20 protein-coding genes and 1 other RNA gene are annotated in these 18,301 nt (G+C 65.6%); 16 read left to right on the top strand and 5 right to left on the bottom strand.

Annotated elements, in window-relative coordinates; all coding sequences use genetic code 11:
- Positions 1-49 precede the first annotated feature (49 nt).
- A complete protein-coding gene (gene nfi, locus NF616_RS17420; RefSeq protein ID WP_252274655.1) occupies positions 50-754 on the top strand; it encodes a deoxyribonuclease V in 705 nt (234 codons plus the stop codon).
- A 3-nt stretch (positions 755-757) separates the two neighbouring features.
- Here the strand turns inward: nfi and NF616_RS17415 are convergent, their stop codons facing one another.
- Positions 758-1,795 carry an NADP(H)-dependent aldo-keto reductase gene (locus tag NF616_RS17415; protein WP_252274653.1) on the bottom strand — a complete coding sequence of 346 codons (1,038 nt, stop codon included), beginning with the start codon at positions 1,793-1,795 and terminating at the stop codon, positions 758-760.
- Between the two features lie 273 nt (positions 1,796-2,068).
- On the opposite strand from NF616_RS17415, the gene rplM reads away from it, so the two are divergent.
- The 7 genes from rplM to NF616_RS17380 all read left to right on the top strand — a co-directional run bounded on the left by rplM (position 2,069) and on the right by NF616_RS17380 (position 6,870).
- Entirely contained in the window at positions 2,069-2,497 is a 429-nt protein-coding gene (gene rplM / locus NF616_RS17410; RefSeq protein WP_043309119.1) for a 50S ribosomal protein L13, read from the top strand.
- Between the two features lie 14 nt (positions 2,498-2,511).
- Complete coding sequence (gene rpsI / locus NF616_RS17405) at positions 2,512-2,904, top strand: 30S ribosomal protein S9 (RefSeq protein WP_021701334.1); 393 nt, start codon at positions 2,512-2,514, stop codon at positions 2,902-2,904.
- Between the two features lie 251 nt (positions 2,905-3,155).
- Positions 3,156-3,749, top strand: a complete 594-nt coding sequence (petA, locus tag NF616_RS17400) for a ubiquinol-cytochrome c reductase iron-sulfur subunit (protein ID WP_252274652.1) — start codon at positions 3,156-3,158, stop codon at positions 3,747-3,749.
- Positions 3,749-4,960: a cytochrome b gene (locus NF616_RS17395; RefSeq protein ID WP_252275058.1), complete on the top strand. Its 1,212-nt coding sequence runs from the start codon at positions 3,749-3,751 to the stop codon at positions 4,958-4,960. The genes petA and NF616_RS17395 overlap by 1 nt, the downstream gene beginning before the upstream one ends.
- Entirely contained in the window at positions 4,960-5,742 is a 783-nt protein-coding gene (locus tag NF616_RS17390) for a cytochrome c1 (RefSeq protein ID WP_252274649.1), read from the top strand. The genes NF616_RS17395 and NF616_RS17390 overlap by 1 nt, the downstream gene beginning before the upstream one ends.
- Before the next feature lie 90 nt (positions 5,743-5,832).
- Positions 5,833-6,450: a glutathione S-transferase N-terminal domain-containing protein gene (locus NF616_RS17385; RefSeq protein ID WP_252274647.1), complete on the top strand. Its 618-nt coding sequence runs from the start codon at positions 5,833-5,835 to the stop codon at positions 6,448-6,450.
- A 15-nt stretch (positions 6,451-6,465) separates the two neighbouring features.
- A complete protein-coding gene (locus tag NF616_RS17380; RefSeq protein WP_252274645.1) occupies positions 6,466-6,870 on the top strand; it encodes a ClpXP protease specificity-enhancing factor in 405 nt (134 codons plus the stop codon).
- 61 nt (positions 6,871-6,931) lie between these two features.
- Here the strand turns inward: NF616_RS17380 and NF616_RS17375 are convergent, their stop codons facing one another.
- The 4 genes from NF616_RS17375 to NF616_RS17360 all read right to left on the bottom strand — a co-directional run bounded on the left by NF616_RS17375 (position 6,932) and on the right by NF616_RS17360 (position 10,345).
- The gene (locus NF616_RS17375) at positions 6,932-7,465 is read right to left on the bottom strand and encodes a BON domain-containing protein (RefSeq protein ID WP_252274643.1); all 534 of its coding nucleotides are present in this window, start codon (positions 7,463-7,465) and stop codon (positions 6,932-6,934) included.
- Entirely contained in the window at positions 7,462-8,055 is a 594-nt protein-coding gene (locus NF616_RS17370; protein WP_252274642.1) for a phosphoheptose isomerase, read from the bottom strand. The genes NF616_RS17375 and NF616_RS17370 overlap by 4 nt, the downstream gene beginning before the upstream one ends.
- 126 nt (positions 8,056-8,181) lie before the next feature.
- Entirely contained in the window at positions 8,182-8,547 is a 366-nt protein-coding gene (locus NF616_RS17365; protein ID WP_252274640.1) for a YraN family protein, read from the bottom strand.
- Entirely contained in the window at positions 8,534-10,345 is a 1,812-nt protein-coding gene (locus NF616_RS17360) for a penicillin-binding protein activator (protein WP_252274638.1), read from the bottom strand. Before NF616_RS17360 ends, NF616_RS17365 begins: the two co-directional genes overlap by 14 nt.
- A 129-nt stretch (positions 10,346-10,474) precedes the next feature.
- Between NF616_RS17360 and rsmI the strand changes: the two genes are divergently transcribed.
- From rsmI to NF616_RS17320, 8 genes are all read left to right on the top strand, one after another.
- Positions 10,475-11,341, top strand: a complete 867-nt coding sequence (gene rsmI / locus NF616_RS17355) for a 16S rRNA (cytidine(1402)-2'-O)-methyltransferase (RefSeq protein ID WP_434091905.1) — start codon at positions 10,475-10,477, stop codon at positions 11,339-11,341.
- A gap of 40 nt (positions 11,342-11,381) precedes the next feature.
- Positions 11,382-11,731: RNase P RNA component class A (rnpB, locus tag NF616_RS17350), an RNA gene on the top strand.
- Between the two features lie 300 nt (positions 11,732-12,031).
- A complete protein-coding gene (mraZ, locus tag NF616_RS17345; RefSeq protein ID WP_252274637.1) occupies positions 12,032-12,487 on the top strand; it encodes a division/cell wall cluster transcriptional repressor MraZ in 456 nt (151 codons plus the stop codon).
- 5 nt (positions 12,488-12,492) lie between these two features.
- The gene (rsmH, locus tag NF616_RS17340; protein ID WP_252274635.1) at positions 12,493-13,434 is read left to right on the top strand and encodes a 16S rRNA (cytosine(1402)-N(4))-methyltransferase RsmH; all 942 of its coding nucleotides are present in this window, start codon (positions 12,493-12,495) and stop codon (positions 13,432-13,434) included.
- Positions 13,431-13,724: a cell division protein FtsL gene (gene ftsL, locus NF616_RS17335; RefSeq protein ID WP_252274633.1), complete on the top strand. Its 294-nt coding sequence runs from the start codon at positions 13,431-13,433 to the stop codon at positions 13,722-13,724. The genes rsmH and ftsL overlap by 4 nt, the downstream gene beginning before the upstream one ends.
- Positions 13,721-15,472: a peptidoglycan D,D-transpeptidase FtsI family protein gene (locus NF616_RS17330; RefSeq protein WP_252274631.1), complete on the top strand. Its 1,752-nt coding sequence runs from the start codon at positions 13,721-13,723 to the stop codon at positions 15,470-15,472. Before ftsL ends, NF616_RS17330 begins: the two co-directional genes overlap by 4 nt.
- Positions 15,472-16,935, top strand: coding sequence for a UDP-N-acetylmuramoyl-L-alanyl-D-glutamate--2,6-diaminopimelate ligase (locus NF616_RS17325; protein ID WP_252274629.1), 1,464 nt, complete (start codon positions 15,472-15,474; stop codon positions 16,933-16,935). The genes NF616_RS17330 and NF616_RS17325 overlap by 1 nt, the downstream gene beginning before the upstream one ends.
- A complete protein-coding gene (locus NF616_RS17320) occupies positions 16,928-18,301 on the top strand; it encodes a UDP-N-acetylmuramoyl-tripeptide--D-alanyl-D-alanine ligase (protein ID WP_252274627.1) in 1,374 nt (457 codons plus the stop codon). Before NF616_RS17325 ends, NF616_RS17320 begins: the two co-directional genes overlap by 8 nt.

Here is an 18,301-nt window from a genome sequence, read left to right as displayed (position 1 = left end):
CCTCCTGCTTCGCCGGTCTACCGGTCCTGAGTCCGGACCGGAGCCCGCGATGTCCACTTCGCCTTTCACCGACTGGGACGGCACTGCGCAACAGGCGCGTGTGCTGCAGAGCACGCTGGCCCAGCGGGTGGTGTTGCGCGATGACTTCGTCACGCCGCGCCTGATCGCCGGGGTCGACGTCGGTTTCGAAGAGCAGGGCACCATCACCCTGGCCGCCGCCGTGCTGCTCGACGCGAACAGCCTGCAGCCCGTGGCCCACAGCGTGGCGCGCATCCCCACCAGCATGCCGTATGTCCCGGGACTGCTGTCCTTTCGTGAGCTGCCGGCGGTGCTCCAGGCGCTGCGTGAATTGCCACACGCGCCCGATCTGATCTACTGCGACGGCCTGGGCATCGCCCACCCGCGTCGGCTCGGCATTGCCGCGCACCTGGGCGTGGTGACCGGCCTGCCGACCATCGGCGTGGCCAAGAAGATCCTCGTCGGCAAGCACGAGGAGCTGGCGCCGACCAAGGGCGCACGCGTGCCGCTGGTGCATGCCGGCGAACAGGTCGGCTGGATGCTACGCAGCAAGGACAGGGTCAAGCCGCTGGTCGTCTCGCCCGGGCACCGGGTGAGTCTGGCCAGCGCCGTCGAGCTGGTGCTGGCGTGCTGTCGCGGTTATCGCCTGCCCGAACCGACCCGGCTGGCGGATCGGCTGGCGTCGCGGCGCGGCGAGATGCCGGCGCTCATGAGCGCGCCGGATCTGTTCGGCTGAGCCTCAGGGTGCGGGGTTGGGCTGCTCGCGGTGGATGGCCTCAATCGCGGCCAGCAGTTCCTCGCTCATCTCCAGCTCCAGGCTGGCGAGGTTGCTGTCCAACTGCTCCAGGCTAGTGGCGCCAATGATGTTGCTGGTGACGAAGGGCTGGCGGGTGACGAAGGCCAGGGCCATCTGCGCCGGGTCCAGGCCGTGCTCGCGCGCCAGGCGCACGTAGCGGTCGCAGGCCGCCAGGGATTGCGGGTTGGTGTAGCGCGAGAAGCGGCTGAACAGGGTGATGCGAGCGTTGGCCGGGCGGGCGCCGTTCTCGTATTTGCCGGAGAGCATGCCGAAGGCCAGCGGCGAGTACGCCAGCAGGCCGCACTGTTCGCGCATCACCACCTCGGCCAAGCCCACCTCGAAACTGCGGTTGAGCAGGTTGTAGGGGTTCTGGATCGATACCGCACGCGGCAGGCCCAAGCTGTCGGCCAGCTGCAGGAATTTCATGGTGCCCCAGGCCGTCTCGTTGGACAGGCCGATGTGGCGGATTTTGCCGGCCTTGACCTGCTCGCCGAGGGCCTCGAGGGTCTCCTGCAGCGGGGTGAAGTCCTTTTCCTGGTGACGGTAGCCGAGCTGGCCGAAGAAGTTGGTGCTGCGCTCCGGCCAGTGCAGCTGGTAGAGGTCGATCCAGTCGGTCTGCAGGCGCTTCAGGCTCTCGTCCAGCGCCGCGACGATGTGCTGGCGGTTGTGCTTCAGCTGGCCGTCGCGGATGTGGCTGATGCCGTTGCCGGGGCCGGCGACCTTGCTTGCCAGGATCCAGTCGGCGCGGTTGCCGCGGGCCTTGAAATAGTTGCCGACGATACGCTCGGTGGCGCCATAGGTCTCGGCGCGCGGCGGTACCGGGTACATCTCGGCGGTGTCGAGGAAGTTGATGCCGGCGGCGCGAGCACGGTCGATCTGGGCGAAACCCTCGGCCTCGCTGTTCTGCTCGCCCCAGGTCATGCTGCCCAGGCAGAGGGCGCTGACGCTGATGTCGCTGCGCCCCAGTTGACGGTATTCCATGTTCGCTCCTCGTGCTGACTGAGCGGGGCATGATAAAGCAGGTTGCGTTTTTCGCCGCAATCGGCATAATTCCGCGGCTTTCTCGGCGGGGATGCCTAGCCTGCTGGGAAAGAAGGTGGGGATGCCTAGCCCACCGAAACCCCCGCCGTAGCGGACGCGCTGACCCGAGCCCCCGACAGCGTCTGTTTCCGGCTGCCTTGACCTTGTCAAAGCGAGCACCATTCAGTAAGATCCGCCGTCTTATTTTCAGGGCGGCCCCTGAGGCTATAGCGAATGAAGACTTTTACTGCAAAACCGGAAACCGTTAAGCGCGACTGGTACGTCGTCGACGCTGCCGGCCAGACCCTGGGTCGTCTGGCTACCGAAATCGCCAGCCGTCTGCGCGGCAAGCACAAGCCGGAATACACCCCGCACGTTGACACCGGCGACTACATCGTCGTTATCAACGCCGAGCAGGTGCGTGTCACCGGCGCCAAGACCAGCGACAAGATGTACTACTCGCACTCCGGCTTCCCGGGTGGCATCAAGGAAATCAGCTTCGAGAAGCTGATCGCCAAGGCCCCCGAGCGCGTGATCGAGACCGCGGTCAAGGGCATGCTGCCGAAGAACCCGCTGGGTCGCGACATGTATCGCAAGCTGAAGGTGTACAAGGGTGCCAACCACCCGCACGCCGCTCAGCAGCCCCAAGAACTGAAGATTTAACGGAATAGTTCACTATGTCGGCGACTCAAAACTACGGCACTGGCCGTCGCAAGACCGCAACCGCGCGCGTATTCCTGCGCCCGGGCACTGGCAAGATCTCCATCAACAACCGCAGCCTGGATAACTTCTTCGGCCGCGAGACCGCTCGCATGGTCGTGCGTCAGCCGCTGGAGCTGACCGAGACCACCGAGAAGTTCGACATCTACGTCACCGTTCTCGGTGGTGGTGTCAGCGGTCAGGCTGGTGCCATCCGTCACGGCATCACCCGCGCTCTGATCGAGTACGACGAGAGCCTGCGCAGCCCGCTGCGTAAAGCCGGCTACGTCACTCGTGACGCCCGCGAAGTCGAGCGTAAGAAAGTGGGTCTGCGCAAAGCGCGTAAGCGTCCGCAGTACTCCAAGCGTTAATTCGCTGCTACGTTCAAAGACGCCCAGTTCCTGCCGGAGCTGGGCGTTTTTTATTGCCTTCGATTTTCTCTGCGACAACCTGTCGCATTGGTGGAAGGCCCGATCTGCAAGGGCTGCGACCATTTTGTATCGGGTAATTACCTTGTCAGAAAAGGGGGTTTTCTTTACCATTCGGCAAATTTTTGTGCGGCCCGATTTATTACTTAGTAGAGGCCTGACAACAGGCCACAAAGCTGATGGGAGACGACTGAATGAGCAATGACGGCGTGAATGCAGGCCGGCGTCGCTTCCTGGTAGCGGCCACTTCGGTGGTTGGTGCTGCCGGAGCGGTGGGGGCTGCGACTCCGTTCGTGGGGTCATGGTTCCCCAGTGCCAAGGCCAAGGCGGCCGGCGCACCGGTGAAAGTGAATATCGCCAAGGTCGAGCCCGGCCAGCAGATGATTGCCGAATGGCGTGGTCAGCCGGTCTTCATCGTGCGCCGCACCGAAGAGATCCTGGCCAACCTGACCAAGATCGAAGGCAGCGTCGCCGATCCGGAATCCGCCGCTTCCGTGCAGCCGGAGTACGTAGACAAGAAGACGCGCGCGATCAAGCCGGAAATCCTGGTGCTGGTCGGCCTGTGCACACACCTGGGCTGCTCGCCGTCCTTCCGTCCCGAAGTGGCCCCGGCCGACCTCGGTCCGGAGTGGGTCGGTGGCTATTTCTGCCCGTGCCACGGCTCCCGTTACGACATGGCGGGTCGTGTCTACAAGGCCCAGCCCGCGCCGCTGAACCTGCCGGTTCCGCCGCATTCCTACGAGTCCGATGACGTCATCATCGTCGGCGTGGACCAGGAGAAAGCATGATGGAAAAATTCATGGCCTGGATCGATGCGCGCTTCCCCGCGACCCAGATGTGGGAAGACCATCTGAGCAAGTACTACGCTCCGAAGAACTTCAACTTCTTCTATTTCTTCGGCTCGCTGGCCCTGCTGGTGCTGGTCAACCAGATCCTCACCGGCATCTGGCTGACCATGAGCTTCACTCCGTCCGCCGAGGAAGCCTTCGCTTCCGTCGAGTACATCATGCGCGACGTGGAGTTCGGCTGGATCATCCGCTACCTGCACTCCACCGGTGCTTCCGCGTTCTTCGTGGTGGTCTACCTGCACATGTTCCGCGGTCTGCTCTACGGCTCCTACCAGAAGCCGCGCGAGCTGGTGTGGATCTTCGGCATGCTGATCTACCTGTGCCTGATGGCCGAAGCCTTCATGGGCTACCTGCTGCCGTGGGGCCAGATGTCCTACTGGGGCGCCCAGGTGATCATCTCGCTGTTCGGTGCTATCCCGTTGATCGGCGACGACCTGACCCAGTGGATCCGCGGTGACTACCTGATCTCCGGCATCACCCTGAACCGCTTCTTCGCCCTGCACGTGATCGCCCTGCCGATCGTCCTGCTCGGCCTGGTCGTGCTGCACATTCTGGCGCTGCACGAAGTCGGCTCGAACAACCCGGACGGCGTGGACATCAAGAAGCACAAGGACGAGAACGGCGTACCGCTGGACGGCATCGCCTTCCACCCGTACTACACCGTGAAGGACATCGTCGGTGTCGTGGTCTTCCTGTTCGTCTTCTGCGCCGTGGTGTTCTTCTTCCCGGAGATGGGCGGCTACTTCCTCGAGAAGCCGAACTTCGAGCAGGCCAACCCGTTCAAGACCCCCGAGCACATCGCCCCGGTGTGGTACTTCACCCCCTTCTACGCCATCCTACGCGCCGTGCCGGACAAGCTGCTGGGTGTGATCGCCATGGGCGCCGCCATCGCCATTCTGTTCGTCCTGCCGTGGCTCGACCGTAGCCCGGTCAGGTCCATGCGCTACAAGGGCTGGATGAGCAAGATCTGGCTGGTGGTGTTCTGCATCTCCTTCGTGATCCTTGGCGTGCTGGGCGTGCTGGCGCCGACTCCGGGTCGTACCCTGCTGTCGCAGATCTGCACCGCGCTGTATTTCGCCTACTTCATCCTGATGCCGTTCTACACCCGGATGGAGAAGACTAAACCGGTTCCGGAAAGGGTGACTGGCTGATGAAGAAGCTATTTGCTGCATTTGTACTGACCGCTCTGCCGGCCTTCACCTTCGCTGCCGGTGGCCATGGCGTCGAGCTGGACAAGGTCGACATCGACCTGACCGACAAGGCCGCCCTGCAGGATGGTGCGCGCACTTTCGCCAACTACTGCATGGGTTGCCACGGCGCCAAGTTCCAACGTTACGAGCGCGTGGCCGACGACATCGGCATCCCGCACGAGCTGATGCTGGAGAACCTGGTGTTCACCGGTGCCAAGATCGGCGACCACATGAAGATCGGCATGAAGCCGGAAGATGCCAAGTCCTGGTTCGGTGCCGCTCCGCCCGACCTGACCCTGGTCGCCCGCGTGCGTGGCACCGACTGGCTGTATACCTACCTGCGCACCTTCTACGAGGACCCGACCCGTCCGCTGGGCTCCAACAACAAGGTGTTCCCGAACGTGGGCATGCCCAACGTGCTGGTCGGCCTGCAGGGTCGCCAGGTCGTTGGTTGCAAGCAGGTTCAGGTGGTCGAGAACGGCAAGAAGCAGTACGACCCGCTGACCGGCGCGCCGATCACCCACGAAGCCTGTGATCAGCTGACCATCATGCCGAAGACCGGCACGCTGACCGAGGCGGAGTTCGACGAGAAGGTACACAACCTGGTGACCTTCCTCGCCTACTCGGCCAACCCGGTCAAGCTGGAAAGCCAGCGCATCGGTACCTACGTGCTGCTGTACCTGGCCTTCTTCTTCGTGTTCGCCTATCTGCTGAAGCGCGAATACTGGAAGGACGTCCACTGATACATCGCGTTACCGCTGTAGACGCACGCGCCCCTCAAGGGCGCGTGCGTCTTTCTGTTTCTGCCATATCGAAAACCCAGGAGGGGCGCCATGGCCGCGACCAATAAGCTGGCCTGCTATTCCGACCCTGCCGATCACTATTGCCATCGTGTGCGACTGGTGCTGGCCGTGAAAGGCGTCAGCGCCGAGATCATCGATGTTCAGGCCGGGCGCTGCCCGCCCAAGCTGGCCGAGGCCAATCCCTATGGCGGCGTGCCGACCCTGGTCGATCGCGACCTGGCCCTGTACGAATCCACCGTGGTGATGGAGTATCTCGACGAGCGCTACCCCCATCCGCCGCTGTTGCCGGTGTATCCGGTGGACCGCGCCAAGAGCCGCCTGCTGATGCACCGCATCCAGCGCGACTGGTGCAAGCTGGTCGATCAGATCCTCGATTCGCGCACCAAGGAGGCCGAGCGTGCCGTCGCACGCAAGGAGTTGCGCGAGAGCCTGACCGGCGTGTCGCCGCTGTTCGCCGACAAGCCATTCTTCCTCAGCGACGAACTGAGCCTGGTGGACTGCTGCCTGCTGCCGATCCTCTGGCGCCTGCCGAAGCTGGGCATCGAGCTGCCGCGTCCGGCCAAGCCGCTGCTGGATTACATGGACAGGGTGTTCGCCAGCGAGGCCTTCCAGGCCAGCCTGTCCACCGTCGAGCGCGACATGCGCTGAGCCGAGGAGACCGAGATGAACTCCAGTCGTCCCTATCTGGTACGCGCCCTTTACGAGTGGATCGTCGACAACGATTGCACCCCGCACCTGCTGGTCAACGCCGAGTTTCCGGGCGTGAGCGTGCCGGCAGGCTATGCCAGCGACGGCCAGATCGTGCTCAACGTCTCGCCCAGCGCCGTGCGCAATCTGCACATGGACAACGAGGCGGTCAGCTTCGAGGGGCGCTTCGGGGGTGTAGCCCACAGCCTGTATATCCCCTCGGCCGCCATGCTGGCGATCTATGCCCGGGAAAACGGCCAGGGCATGGTCTTCGAGCTGGAGCCGCCGGTGGATGATGACGAGGAAGGTCCGGAGCCCGACGGCGACGGTCCCGAGCCGCCACGCCCCAGCGGCAGGCCCAGTCTTAAAGTGGTCAAGTAACAACGAAAAAGGCGATCCGAGGATCGCCTTTTTCGTATGCGCGGGTACGAAGCCGCAGCGGTCAGTTGGTGTACTGGTACAGCTGGATGATCTTCTGTACGCCGGAGACGCCCTGCACCAGGCTGGTGGCGGCGGCGCCCTCGGCGCGACTGACGATGCCCAGCAGGTAGACGATGCCGTTCTCGGTTACCACCTTGATCTTGGCGCTCGGCACATTGCTGTTGAACAGCATCTGCGTCTTGATCTTGCTGGTCAGGGCGGCGTCGTTGCTGCGCGCCACCAGCGAGCTGGGCGGCAGTACCTGAATCTCGTTGTGCAGCTTTTTCACGCCCTGCACGCGATTGGCGATCTGTCCGGCTTTCTCCTTGAGCTCGGCGCGCGGTGTCTGCCCGGCCAGCAGGATCACGCCGTTATAGGCGGTCACCACGATGTGCGAGGTCGGGCTGGCGAGGTCGGCGTGGCCGCGGGAGATCGCGTTGGCTACGTCGGGCTCGAGGAACTGGTCGTCGATCTTGTTGCCGATGCTGCGGTTGCTGCAGCCGGCCAGGACCAGGCCGAGGGCAAGGGTAACGAGGATCAGCGGATTGCGGGTCATTCTTCACTCCCGAAAAGTTGACGGTCGATCAGGTCGCACAGGCAGTGGATGGCGAGCAGGTGCACTTCCTGGATGCGTGCGGTGACTTTGGACGGTACGCGGATCTCCACGTCCTCCGGCAGCAGCAGCGAGGCCATGCCGCCGCCGTCGCGGCCGGTCAGGGCGACCACCAGCATCTCGCGGTCGTGGGCGGCCTGGATGGCCTGGATCACGTTGGCCGAGTTGCCGCTGGTGGAGATCGCCAGCAGCACGTCGCCGGGCTGGCCCAGGGCGCGGATCTGCTTGGAAAACACTTCGTTGTAGCTGTAGTCGTTGGCGATCGAGGTGATGGTCGAGCTGTCGGTGGTCAGGGCGATGGCCGGCAGGCTAGGGCGCTCGCGCTCGAAGCGGTTGAGCAACTCGGACGAGAAGTGCTGGGCGTCGCCGGCCGAGCCGCCGTTGCCGCAGGTGAGGATTTTGCCCTCATTGAGCAGCGAATTGACCATCACCTGGCTGGCGTGCTCGATGAAGGGGGTCAGGACTTCCATGGCCTGTTGCTTGGTGTCGATGCTGGCCTGGAACATCTGGCGAATGCGGTTCTGCATATCCATGGAGGAAACCTTAGGTGTGCTGGCTGAGACAGCCGGAAGAGTCGGAAGTCGCCGGTGCGCGCGATGGACGAGGTTTTACCTGAGGGAGGCGCCGCGGGTCGACTTGAAATCCTTGATCGGGCCTATTCACGTTTCGAAAGCGTTGCGTAGCCAGTTCAGTCCGCTATCGCCGGGGCCGATCGCCACCACGTCGAAGCGGCAGGGCTGCCTGCTCCAGCGCTGCTCGCGCTGCAGGAACAGCTCGGCGGCGAGGATCAGGCGCTGACGCTTACGGGCGTCGACGCTCTCCAGGGCGCCGCCCCAGGCCGCATGCTTGCGATAGCGGACTTCGACGAATACTACTGTATCGCCGTCGAGCATGACCAGATCGAGCTCGCCGCCGCGGCAGCTCCAGTTCTGCGTCAGCAGGCGCAGGCCGTGCCGCTGCAGATGCTCGAGCGCCTGATGCTCGGCGGCGCGTCCGCTGGCCTGGCGGGTGTTAATGGATGGCATCCGGCAGGCGCTGCACCTGGCCGTCGCGGAACTCGGCCCAGGGCAGGCTGCGCTCGATGCGCTGGGCCTGATTCAGGCTCAGGTTGCCAGAGAGGCCTTCTACGCGGCTGTCCGGCAGGGCTTTCAGCTGACTCAGGCGCGGAGCGAGGCGGAAGGCATCGACGCCCATCGCGTAGAGGCGGCCCAGGCTGCCGGCGGCCTGCGGCCACTGGCGGTCGACCTGCTGGCGCAGCGGATCGTTGGCATCCAGCAACCAGGGGGTCTCGCAGAAGCGGATGCCTTCGAGGTCCCGATACTGGGTCGGGTTATGGCCGCCGCTGTACAGATGCGAAGTGGCATAGACCGGCAGGTCGCCGGCGTACTGGAACGCCAGGGTCGGCTTGATCTGCTGAGCCTGCTGCGGGGTGGCGGCGAGGAAGATGAAATCGATGTCCTGGCGGCGCGAGGGCAGGGCCGCCAGCTGGGTGCCCAGGGTGTTCTGCAGGCGCTTGGCGCGCGCCTCGCTCTGGCGCAGTTGCAGCAGATCGGCGATCTGCTGGGCCAGCTCCACCGGCTGGTCGACGTGCTCGGCGGCGATCAGGTTGCCGCCGGCGGCTTGCCAGCTCTGCTGGAAGGCGGCCAGCACGCGGTTGCCCCATTCCCCGCGCGGCACCAGGGCGACGGCGCTGCGCATGCCATCGGCCCAGGCACGACGGGCGACTTCGCGGGCTTCGTCCTCGGCGGCCAGGCCGAACTGGAACAGCTGGGCCGGAGCCTCGCGACCGGCGTCGCTATAGTTCAGCGCCAGGGTGGTCAGCGGCAGTTGCGGGCGGTCGCTGAGCTGCTTCACCAGTGGCTTCTCCAGCGGGCCGACCACCAGTTGCACGCCATCGGCCTGGGCCTGGCGGTAGAAGTCGTCCAGCGAAGACAGGCGCGAGCTGTCGTACAGCACCACTTCCGGGGGATTCTGCCCGGCCTGCTGAGCCTGATAGTGCGCGGACAGGAAGCCGTCGCGCAGGGCGCGGGCCACCGCGGCCAGCTGGCCGTCCTGCGGCAGCAACAGGGCGATCTTCTGCAGTGGCTGGCCGGCCAGCTCCTTGAGTTTCGCCAGCGGCGCCGGCAGTTGCTCGGCCGCAGGGTGTTGCGGGTGCTGGGCTTTCCAGTCTTCGATGGCGGCCAGTTGCTGGTCGGGTGTGCCGAACGTCTTGGTGGCCAGGGCCAGGCTCATCCAGCCGTCCAGATCGCTGTCGCCGGAGCTGGTCAGCTGGCTCTGCGGCAGCCTCGACACCAGGCTCCAGATGGTTTCGTGATTATCCTTGGCGGCCTCGCCGGACAGCAGGGGGGCAATGAACACGCGCTCGCGGGCGGCGGCTTGCAGCTGGCCGTCGGCTTCCAGGGCGCGAGCGCGAACCAGTTGGGTGCGGATCTGCAGCTCCACCGGCAGCTCGCCCAGGCGCTCCAGGCTGGGGTGCTGCAGCGCCTTGAGTGCACTCTTCGGCTTGTCGCGCGCCATGGCCAGCTCGGCTTCGAGCGTGGCGGCGAAGACCTGCTGGGCCGGCTTCAGGCCGTCTTTCGGCGTTTCGCTGAGGATGCGCGTGGCGCGACCAATGTCCTGCTGCCGGTAGGCCAGATCCGCCGCCGAGAGGCGCAGCAGCGCGGCCTGTTCCGGTTCGGCTTGTCCGGCCTGCTGCAGCAGCTGGTCGATGCTGGCCTGGGGCGTGCGGGGCAGCTCGCCCAGACCGGACGAGGGCGACCCGGCGCAAGCGGCGAGCAGGCCGGCGAGACAGAGGATGGACAGCGGGCGCAGGCAGGCGATCATCGAATACGTTCCCGGTACTGATCAGCTTTAAGGAAGGCGCGATTGTACCCAAGCACCGCCGCCCATGCGATGTCGGGGGCTCGAAACGGGCTACAATGCGCGCTTTCCGAGGTCATTCGAGGTGCGCCTGTGAGCGTTTCCGCCGTTCCCGCCACTGGCACGCTGTACGTGGTCGCCACGCCCATCGGCAATCTGGACGATATCTCTGCGCGTGCGCTGCGGGTGCTCGGCGAGGTCTCGCTGATCGCGGCGGAGGACACCCGGCACTCCTTGCGCCTGTTGCAGCACTTCGGCATCGCCACGCCGCTGGCCGCCTGCCATGAGCACAACGAGCGTGACCAGGGCGGGCGTTTTCTCGCGCGCTTGCAGGCTGGCGAGGATGTGGCGCTGATCTCCGATGCCGGCACGCCGTTGATCTCCGACCCGGGCTTTCACCTCGTGGGCGCCGCGCGCGCCGCCGGCGTGCGGGTGGTGCCGGTGCCCGGGGCTTGCGCCCTGATCGCGGCACTCTCGGCGGCCGGCCTGCCGTCGGACCGCTTCGCCTTCGAAGGGTTTCTGCCGGCCAAGTCGGTCGGCCGTCGGGCGCGACTGGAGCAGGTCAGGGAAGATGCGCGCACTCTTATCTATTACGAGGCTCCTCATCGTCTGCTCGAGTCTCTGGCAGACATGCGCGACGTCTTCGGTGGCGAGCGGCTGGCCGTGCTCGGTCGCGAGCTGACCAAGACATTCGAGACCCTCCAAGGGCTCCCCTTGGCCGAATTGCATGACTGGGTGGCGTCCGACAGCAACCAGCAGCGCGGCGAGTGCGTGATCCTTGTGGCCGGCTGGCGCGCGCCGGAAGGTGACGATGCGCTGTCCGCGGAGGCGCTGCGGGTGCTGGATCTGCTCCTCGGCGAGATGCCCGTCAAGCGTGCGGCGGCGCTGGCTGCGGAGATCACCGGAGTGCGCAAGAATCTGCTCTATCAGGCGGCGCTCGATCGGCAGAAGTCGTCCTGAGCTTGTTCTCGACGGCTTGCCTCGCTACCCTTGGCGGCGGAGAGTCGATCGGACAGTCGCTGCCTTCCATCTGGAAGGGGGAGGAAAGTCCGGGCTCCATAGGGCAGAGTGCCAGGTAACGCCTGGGAGGCGCGAGCCTACGGAAAGTGCCACAGAAAATAACCGCCTAAGCGCGCAAGCGCCGGTAAGGGTGAAAAGGTGCGGTAAGAGCGCACCGCACGGCTGGTAACAGTTCGTGGCTAGGCAAACCCCACTCGGAGCAAGACCAAATAGGGTTCCATCGGCGTGGCCCGCGCTGGAACCGGGTAGGTTGCTAGAGGCGTACAGCGATGTGCGTCGTAGAGGAATGACTGTCCTCGACAGAACCCGGCTTACAGATCGACTCTCCTCCTTTCTTCTGCTTCTTCTCGCCCCGCTCGTAATACCGAAAAAATCTTACTCTTAAGAAACTACTTTAAGTTTGAAATTCAGCTCGCTGAAGTCGCTCAAATTCGTCTCAAAAAAGCCCCCGTTTCGCTTCTTCCAAACCTCTCCTTAATTCGCTAAATCGCCGTCCCATAAGGATTTTTCCTATTTGGCGCGCCTTGACGCTGGGGTGCCCGCATTTCTATAGTGTGCCGAAGTGGCACAAAGTGGAAGAAAGTGGGTCATAGGGGCACGGAAAGCTAATCACAGTGGGGAAGCGCAGCCTTGTTTCGCGGAGCTAACGCCATCAGCCTTGATGCCAAGGGGAGACTCGCGATGCCTAGTCGGTATCGTGAGGAGCTCGTTGCGCGTTGTGCTGGTCAGCTCATCGTGACGATTGATGCCGTCGACCCCTGTCTCTGCGTCTATCCGCTGCCCGAGTGGGAGCTGATCGAGGCCAAACTCCGCGACCTGCCTTCCCTGCGCGAAGAAACCCGCCGCCTGCAGCGCCTGCTGATCGGCAACGCCGTGGACATCGAGCTGGACGGCAGTGGTCGTTTCCTCGTACCGCCGCGTCTGCGCACCCATGCCGGCCTCGACAAGCACGCGATGCTGGTCGGCCAGCTGAACAAATTCCAACTCTGGAACGAAGATGCCTGGAACGCGCTTGCAGACGCCGACCTGGCTGCCATCAAACAACCCGGCGCTCTGCCGGACGACCTGCGCGACCTGATCCTGTGACCACCATGACCAGCAGCTACCGTCACATCACCGTGCTGCTCGACGAGGCCGTCGAGGCCCTCGCCGTGCGCGCCGATGGCTGCTATCTGGACGGCACCTTCGGGAGGGGCGGGCACAGTCGGTTGATTCTCGAAAGGCTCGGGCCAGACGGTCGGCTGCTCGGGTTCGACAAGGACCCACAAGCCATCGCAACGGGGAATGCACTGGCGGCCGAAGACGGCCGCTTCGTCGTTGTACAGCGCAGCTTCGCCGAGCTGGGCGACGAAGCGTCGGCGCGCGGCCTGGCGGGCCGGGTCGATGGCGTGCTGCTGGATCTCGGCGTGTCCTCGCCGCAGCTGGACGACGCCGAGCGCGGCTTCAGTTTCCTCAATGACGGCCCGCTCGACATGCGCATGAATCCGGAAGCCGGCGTCAGCGCCGCCCAGTTCATCGCTACCGCGGACGAGGATGAGATCGCCCGGGTATTCAAGGAATACGGCGAAGAGCGCTTCGCCAAGCGCATGGCCCGCGCCGTGGTACAGCGCCGTGGTGAAAAGCCGTTCGAGCGTACCGCCGACCTGGCGCAGGTGCTGACCGACGCCAATCCCGCCTGGGAGAAGGGCAAGAATCCGGCGACCCGTGCTTTCCAGGGGCTGCGCATTCACGTCAATAACGAGCTGGGCGATCTGGAACGCGGACTCGACGCCGCGCTGGAGTCGCTCGCCGTCGGTGGTCGTCTGGTGGTGATCAGCTTCCACTCGCTGGAAGACCGCATCGTCAAACAGTTCATGAAGCGCCAGGCCAAGGGCGAGGCGGACAAGCTGCCGCGCGACCTGCCGATCATCCCCAAGGCCTTCGAGCCGCGCCTCAAGCTGCTGGGCAAGCCGATCTACGCTGGCGACGCGGAGCTGAAGGCCAACCCGCGCTCGCGCAGTGCGGTGATGCGCGTGGCGGAGAAAGTGCGATGAGCCGCCAATACGCCAAGCCACTGCCGCCCGGCAGCCTGCTGCTCGCCGTGCTGTTCGGCGCCGTGCTGCTGTCGGCCATTGCCGTGGCCTACAGCGCCCACTGGAATCGCCAATTGCTCAACACCCTGTACGGCGAGCTGAGCGTGCGCGACAAGGTCCAGGCCGAGTGGGGGCGTCTGGTGCTCGAGCAGAGCACCTGGACCGCGCACAATCGCATCGAGTCCCTGGCCGCCGGCCAACTGAAGATGCGCATTCCTGAGCCGGCCGAAGTGCAGATGGTGGCGCCATGATCGGCCTCGAAGGCGCTCTCTATCCCTGGCGTTTCCGCCTGGTGCTGGGTCTGCTGGCGCTGATGGTCGGCGCCATCGCCTGGCGCATCGTCGATCTGCACGTGATCGACCACGATTTCCTCCAGGCCCACGGTGACGCACGCAGCGTGCGACATATCCCGATCCCGGCGCACCGTGGCCTGATCACCGATCGCAACGGCGAACCGCTGGCGGTCAGTACGCCGGTGACCACCCTGTGGGCCAACGGCAAGGAGCTGTTCAAGGCGCAGGAGCGTTGGGGCGACCTGGCGGCCGCGCTCGGTCAGGAGCCCAAGACTTTCGCCCAGCGCCTGCAGGGCGCCAAGGATCGTGAATTCATGTACCTGGTGCGCGGCCTGACGCCCGAACAGGGGCAGCGCATCCTCGACCTCGAAGTGCCCGGCGTGTACGGCCTGGAAGAATTTCGTCGCTTCTATCCCGCCGGTGAGGTGACCGCCCACGTGGTCGGCTTCACCGATGTCGATGATCGCGGCCGCGAGGGCGTGGAGTTGGCCTTCGAGGACTGGCTGGCCGGCGTGCCCGGCAAGCGCCAGGTACTCAAGGACCGTCGCGGCCGTCTGATCAAGGACGTGCAGGTGACCCAGAACGCCAAGGCCGGCAAGACCCTGGCGCTGTCCATCGACCTGCGTCTGCAATACCTGGCCCACCGGGAGCTGCGCAACGCGCTGATCGAGCAGGGCGCCAAGGCCGGCAGTCTGGTGATGATCGACGTGAAGACCGGCGAAGTGCTGGCCATGGTCAATCAGCCGTCCTACAACCCGAACAACCGCCGCAGCATGCAGCCGGCGGCGATGCGCAACCGCGCCATGATCGACGTGTTCGAGCCGGGCTCGACGGTCAAGCCAATCTCTATGGCCGCCGCGCTGCAGACCGGGCGCTGGAAGCCGGAAGACAAGGTCGAGGTGTACCCGGGCTCGCTGCAGATCGGCCGCTACACCATCAAGGACGTATCCCGCACTCAGGGGCCGATCCTCGACCTGACCGGCATCCTGATCAACTCGTCCAACGTCGGCATGAGCAAGGTCGCCTTCGACATCGGCGGCGAGACCATCCACGACATGATGAGCAAGGTGGGCTTCGGTCAGGACACCGGCCTGGGCTTTCCCGGCGAGCGCGTCGGCGAGCTGCCGAACCATCGCGAGTGGCGCAAGGCCGAGACCGCGACCCTGTCCTACGGTTACGGCGTCTCGGTGACCGCGATCCAGATGGCCCATGCCTATGCCACGCTGGCCAACAACGGCCAGGTGTTGCCGCTGTCGATGACCCGTGTCGATCGCCAGCCGGTCGGTGCACAGGCGGTGCCGGCCGAAGTGGCCAAGACGCTGCAGATCATGCTGCAACAGGTGGTCGAAGCCCCGCGGGGCGTATTCCGCGCCCAGGTGCCGGGGTACCACGTGTCCGGCAAGAGCGGCACCGCGCGCAAGGCCAGCGTCGGCAGCAAGGGCTATCGGGAAAACGCCTATCGCTCCATGTTCGCCGGCTTCGCGCCGAGCACCAACCCGCGCATCGCGATGATGGTGGTGGTCGACGAGCCCAGCAAGGACGGTTACTACGGCGGTCTGGTATCGGCCCCCGTGTTCAGCAAGGTGATGGCCGGGTCGCTGCGCCTGATGAACATCACGCCGGACAACCTGCAGCCGCCGGTCGAACCGGCCGCGGCGCAACCGCAGACCGCCACCGCCGCCGTCACCCCGGGAGGGCGAATCTGATGCCCATGCCGCTCAATCAATTGCTGCCGCAGGCGCAGGGTAATGCGCTGATTCGTGAGCTCACGCTGGACAGCCGCAAGGTGCGCCCCGGCGACCTTTTTCTCGCCGTGCCCGGTCTGGCTCAGGACGGCCGTGCGCACATCGCCGACGCCGTGGCTCGCGGCGCCGCCGCCATCGCCTACGAGGCCGAAGGCGCCAGCGTCATGACCGCGCACAGCGCCGAGCTGGTGTCGATCAAGGGCCTGGCCGGCCAGCTGTCCGCCATCGCCGGCCGCTTCTACGGCGAGCCAAGTCGCGCCCTGCGGCTGGTCGGCGTCACCGGTACCAACGGCAAGACCAGCGTCAGCCAACTTGTCGCCCAGGCGCTGGATCTGCTGGGCGAGCGCTGCGGCATCGTCGGCACCCTTGGCACCGGCTTCTTCGAGGCGCTGCAGAGCGGCCGCCACACCACGCCGGACCCGGTCTCGGTGCAGGCGACTCTGGCCGAGCTGAAGCAGGCCGGCGCTCGTGCCGTGGCCATGGAGGTTTCCTCCCACGGGCTCGACCAGGGTCGTGTGGCGGCGCTGGACTTCGACGTGGCGGTGTACACCAACCTGTCCCGCGATCACCTGGACTACCACGGCAGCATGGAGGCCTATGGCGCCGCCAAGGCCAAGCTGTTCGCCTGGCCGAGCCTGAAGGCGCGGGTGGTCAACCTGGACGACGCCTTCGGTCGCGAACTGGCCGCGCAGCCCAGCGAGTCGCGGTTGATCGGCTACAGCCTGAGCGACGCCAGTGCGTACCTGTTCTGCCGCGAGGCGCGCTTCGACGATCATGGCGTGTGGGCGCATGTCGTCACGCCGCAGGGCGAGGGACTACTGCGCAGCCCGCTGCTCGGCCGCTTCAATCTGAGCAACCTGCTGGCCGTGGTCGGCGCGCTGCTCGGTCTGGGGCATGGCCTGGACGAGATCCTGCGCGTGCTGCCGCAGCTGCAGGGGCCGGTCGGCCGCATGCAGCGCTTCGGTGGCGAGGACCGCCCATTGGTGGTGGTCGACTACGCGCATACCCCGGATGCGCTGGAGAAGGTGCTCGAGGCGCTGCGTCCGCATGTCACCGGCCGGCTGCTGTGCCTGTTCGGCTGCGGCGGCGACCGTGACCGCGGCAAGCGCCCGCTGATGGCCCAGGTTGCCGAGCGCCTCGCCGACGTCGTGCTGGTGACAGACGACAACCCGCGCAGCGAAGACCCGGCCGTGATCGTCGCGGATATCCGCGCTGGCTTCGCCAAGCCCGAAGCCGCCGAGTTCGTTCACGGACGTGGCGATGCCATCGCCCGCCTGATCGCCGCGGCAAGCGTTGGCGACGTGGTCCTGCTGGCGGGCAAGGGGCACGAGGATTATCAGGAGATCGCCGACGTGCGCCACCCGTTCTCCGACCTGGAAGAAACCACCAAGGCCCTGCAGGCCTGGGAGGCCGTCCATGCTTAAGCCGCTGCTGCTGAGCGAGGTGGCCCAGACCCTGGATGCCTGTCTAGTGGGCGCCGACGTGGCGTTCTCCGCGGTCTCCACCGACAGTCGCAAGATCGAGGCCGGTCAGTTGTTCATCGCCCTGGTCGGGCCGAACTTCGACGGCCACGACTATCTGGCCGACGTCGCCGCCAAGGGCGCCGTCGCCGCCCTGGTGCAGCGCGAGGTCGCCGATGCGCCGCTGCCGCAGCTGCTGGTCGCCGACACCCGCATCGCCCTGGGCCAGCTCGGTGCGCTGAACCGCGCCGCCTTTGCCAAGCCCCTGGCCGCCATCACCGGCTCCAGCGGCAAGACCACCGTCAAGGAAATGCTCGCCAGCATCCTACGCGTCGGCCTGAACGGCCCGGTGCTGGCCACCCGCGGCAACCTCAACAACGACCTCGGCGCGCCGCTGACCCTGCTGGAACTGGCGCCCGAGCACGTCGGGGCGGTGATCGAGCTGGGCGCCAACCATGTCGGCGAGATCGCCTACACCGTCGGCCTGACCAAGCCGGACGTGGCGATCATTACCAATGCCGGTCTGGCCCATGTGGGCGAGTTCGGCGGGCCGGAGAAGATCGTCGAGGCCAAGGGCGAAATCCTCGAGGGCCTGAGCGAGCAGGGCGTCGCCGTGCTCAATCGCGACGACAAGGCCTTCGCCACTTGGCAGGCACGTGCCCGGGGCCGCCAGGTGCTGAGCTTCGCCCTGCACGAACAATCCGCCGATGTGCGCGCCAGCGAGCTGTGGCGCGATGCCCGTGGCTGCGCCGGCTTCGCCCTGGTCGGCGTCGCTGGCGAGGCGCGCATCCAGCTCAACCTGCTGGGCGAACACAGCGTGGCCAATGCCCTGGCCGCCGCCGCCGCGGCGCATGCCCTCGGCGTGCCGTCGGTCGGGATTCGCCAGGGCCTGGAAGCGCTGCAGCCGGTCAAGGGCCGCGCCGTAGCCAGCCTGGCGCCGAACGGGGTGCGGGTGATCGATGACAGCTACAACGCCAACCCGCTGTCCATGTGCGCGGCGGTGGATATACTCGCCGGCTTTTCCGGTCGCACCGTCCTGGTGCTGGGAGACATGGGCGAGCTGGGCAAGTGGGCCGAGCAGGGCCATCGCGATGTCGGCGCCCACGCCGCCGGCAAGGTCGATGCGCTCTACGCCGTGGGGCCACTGATGGCTCACGCCGTCGCGGCCTTCGGCGAAAAAGGCCGTCATTTTGCCGAACAAGCCAGCCTGATCGACGCGCTCCGCGGCGAGTTGGGCGATACAACCATTCTAATTAAAGGCTCGCGCAGCGCAGCGATGGACAAGGTCGTCGACGCGCTGCTGCAACGGGCATCCGGGGAGGCTCACTAA

This window comes from Pseudomonas subflava, assembly GCF_023823685.1.
Lineage (GTDB): Bacteria > Pseudomonadota > Gammaproteobacteria > Pseudomonadales > Pseudomonadaceae > Aquipseudomonas > Aquipseudomonas subflava.
This window is presented reverse-complemented; position numbering and strand designations above follow the sequence as displayed.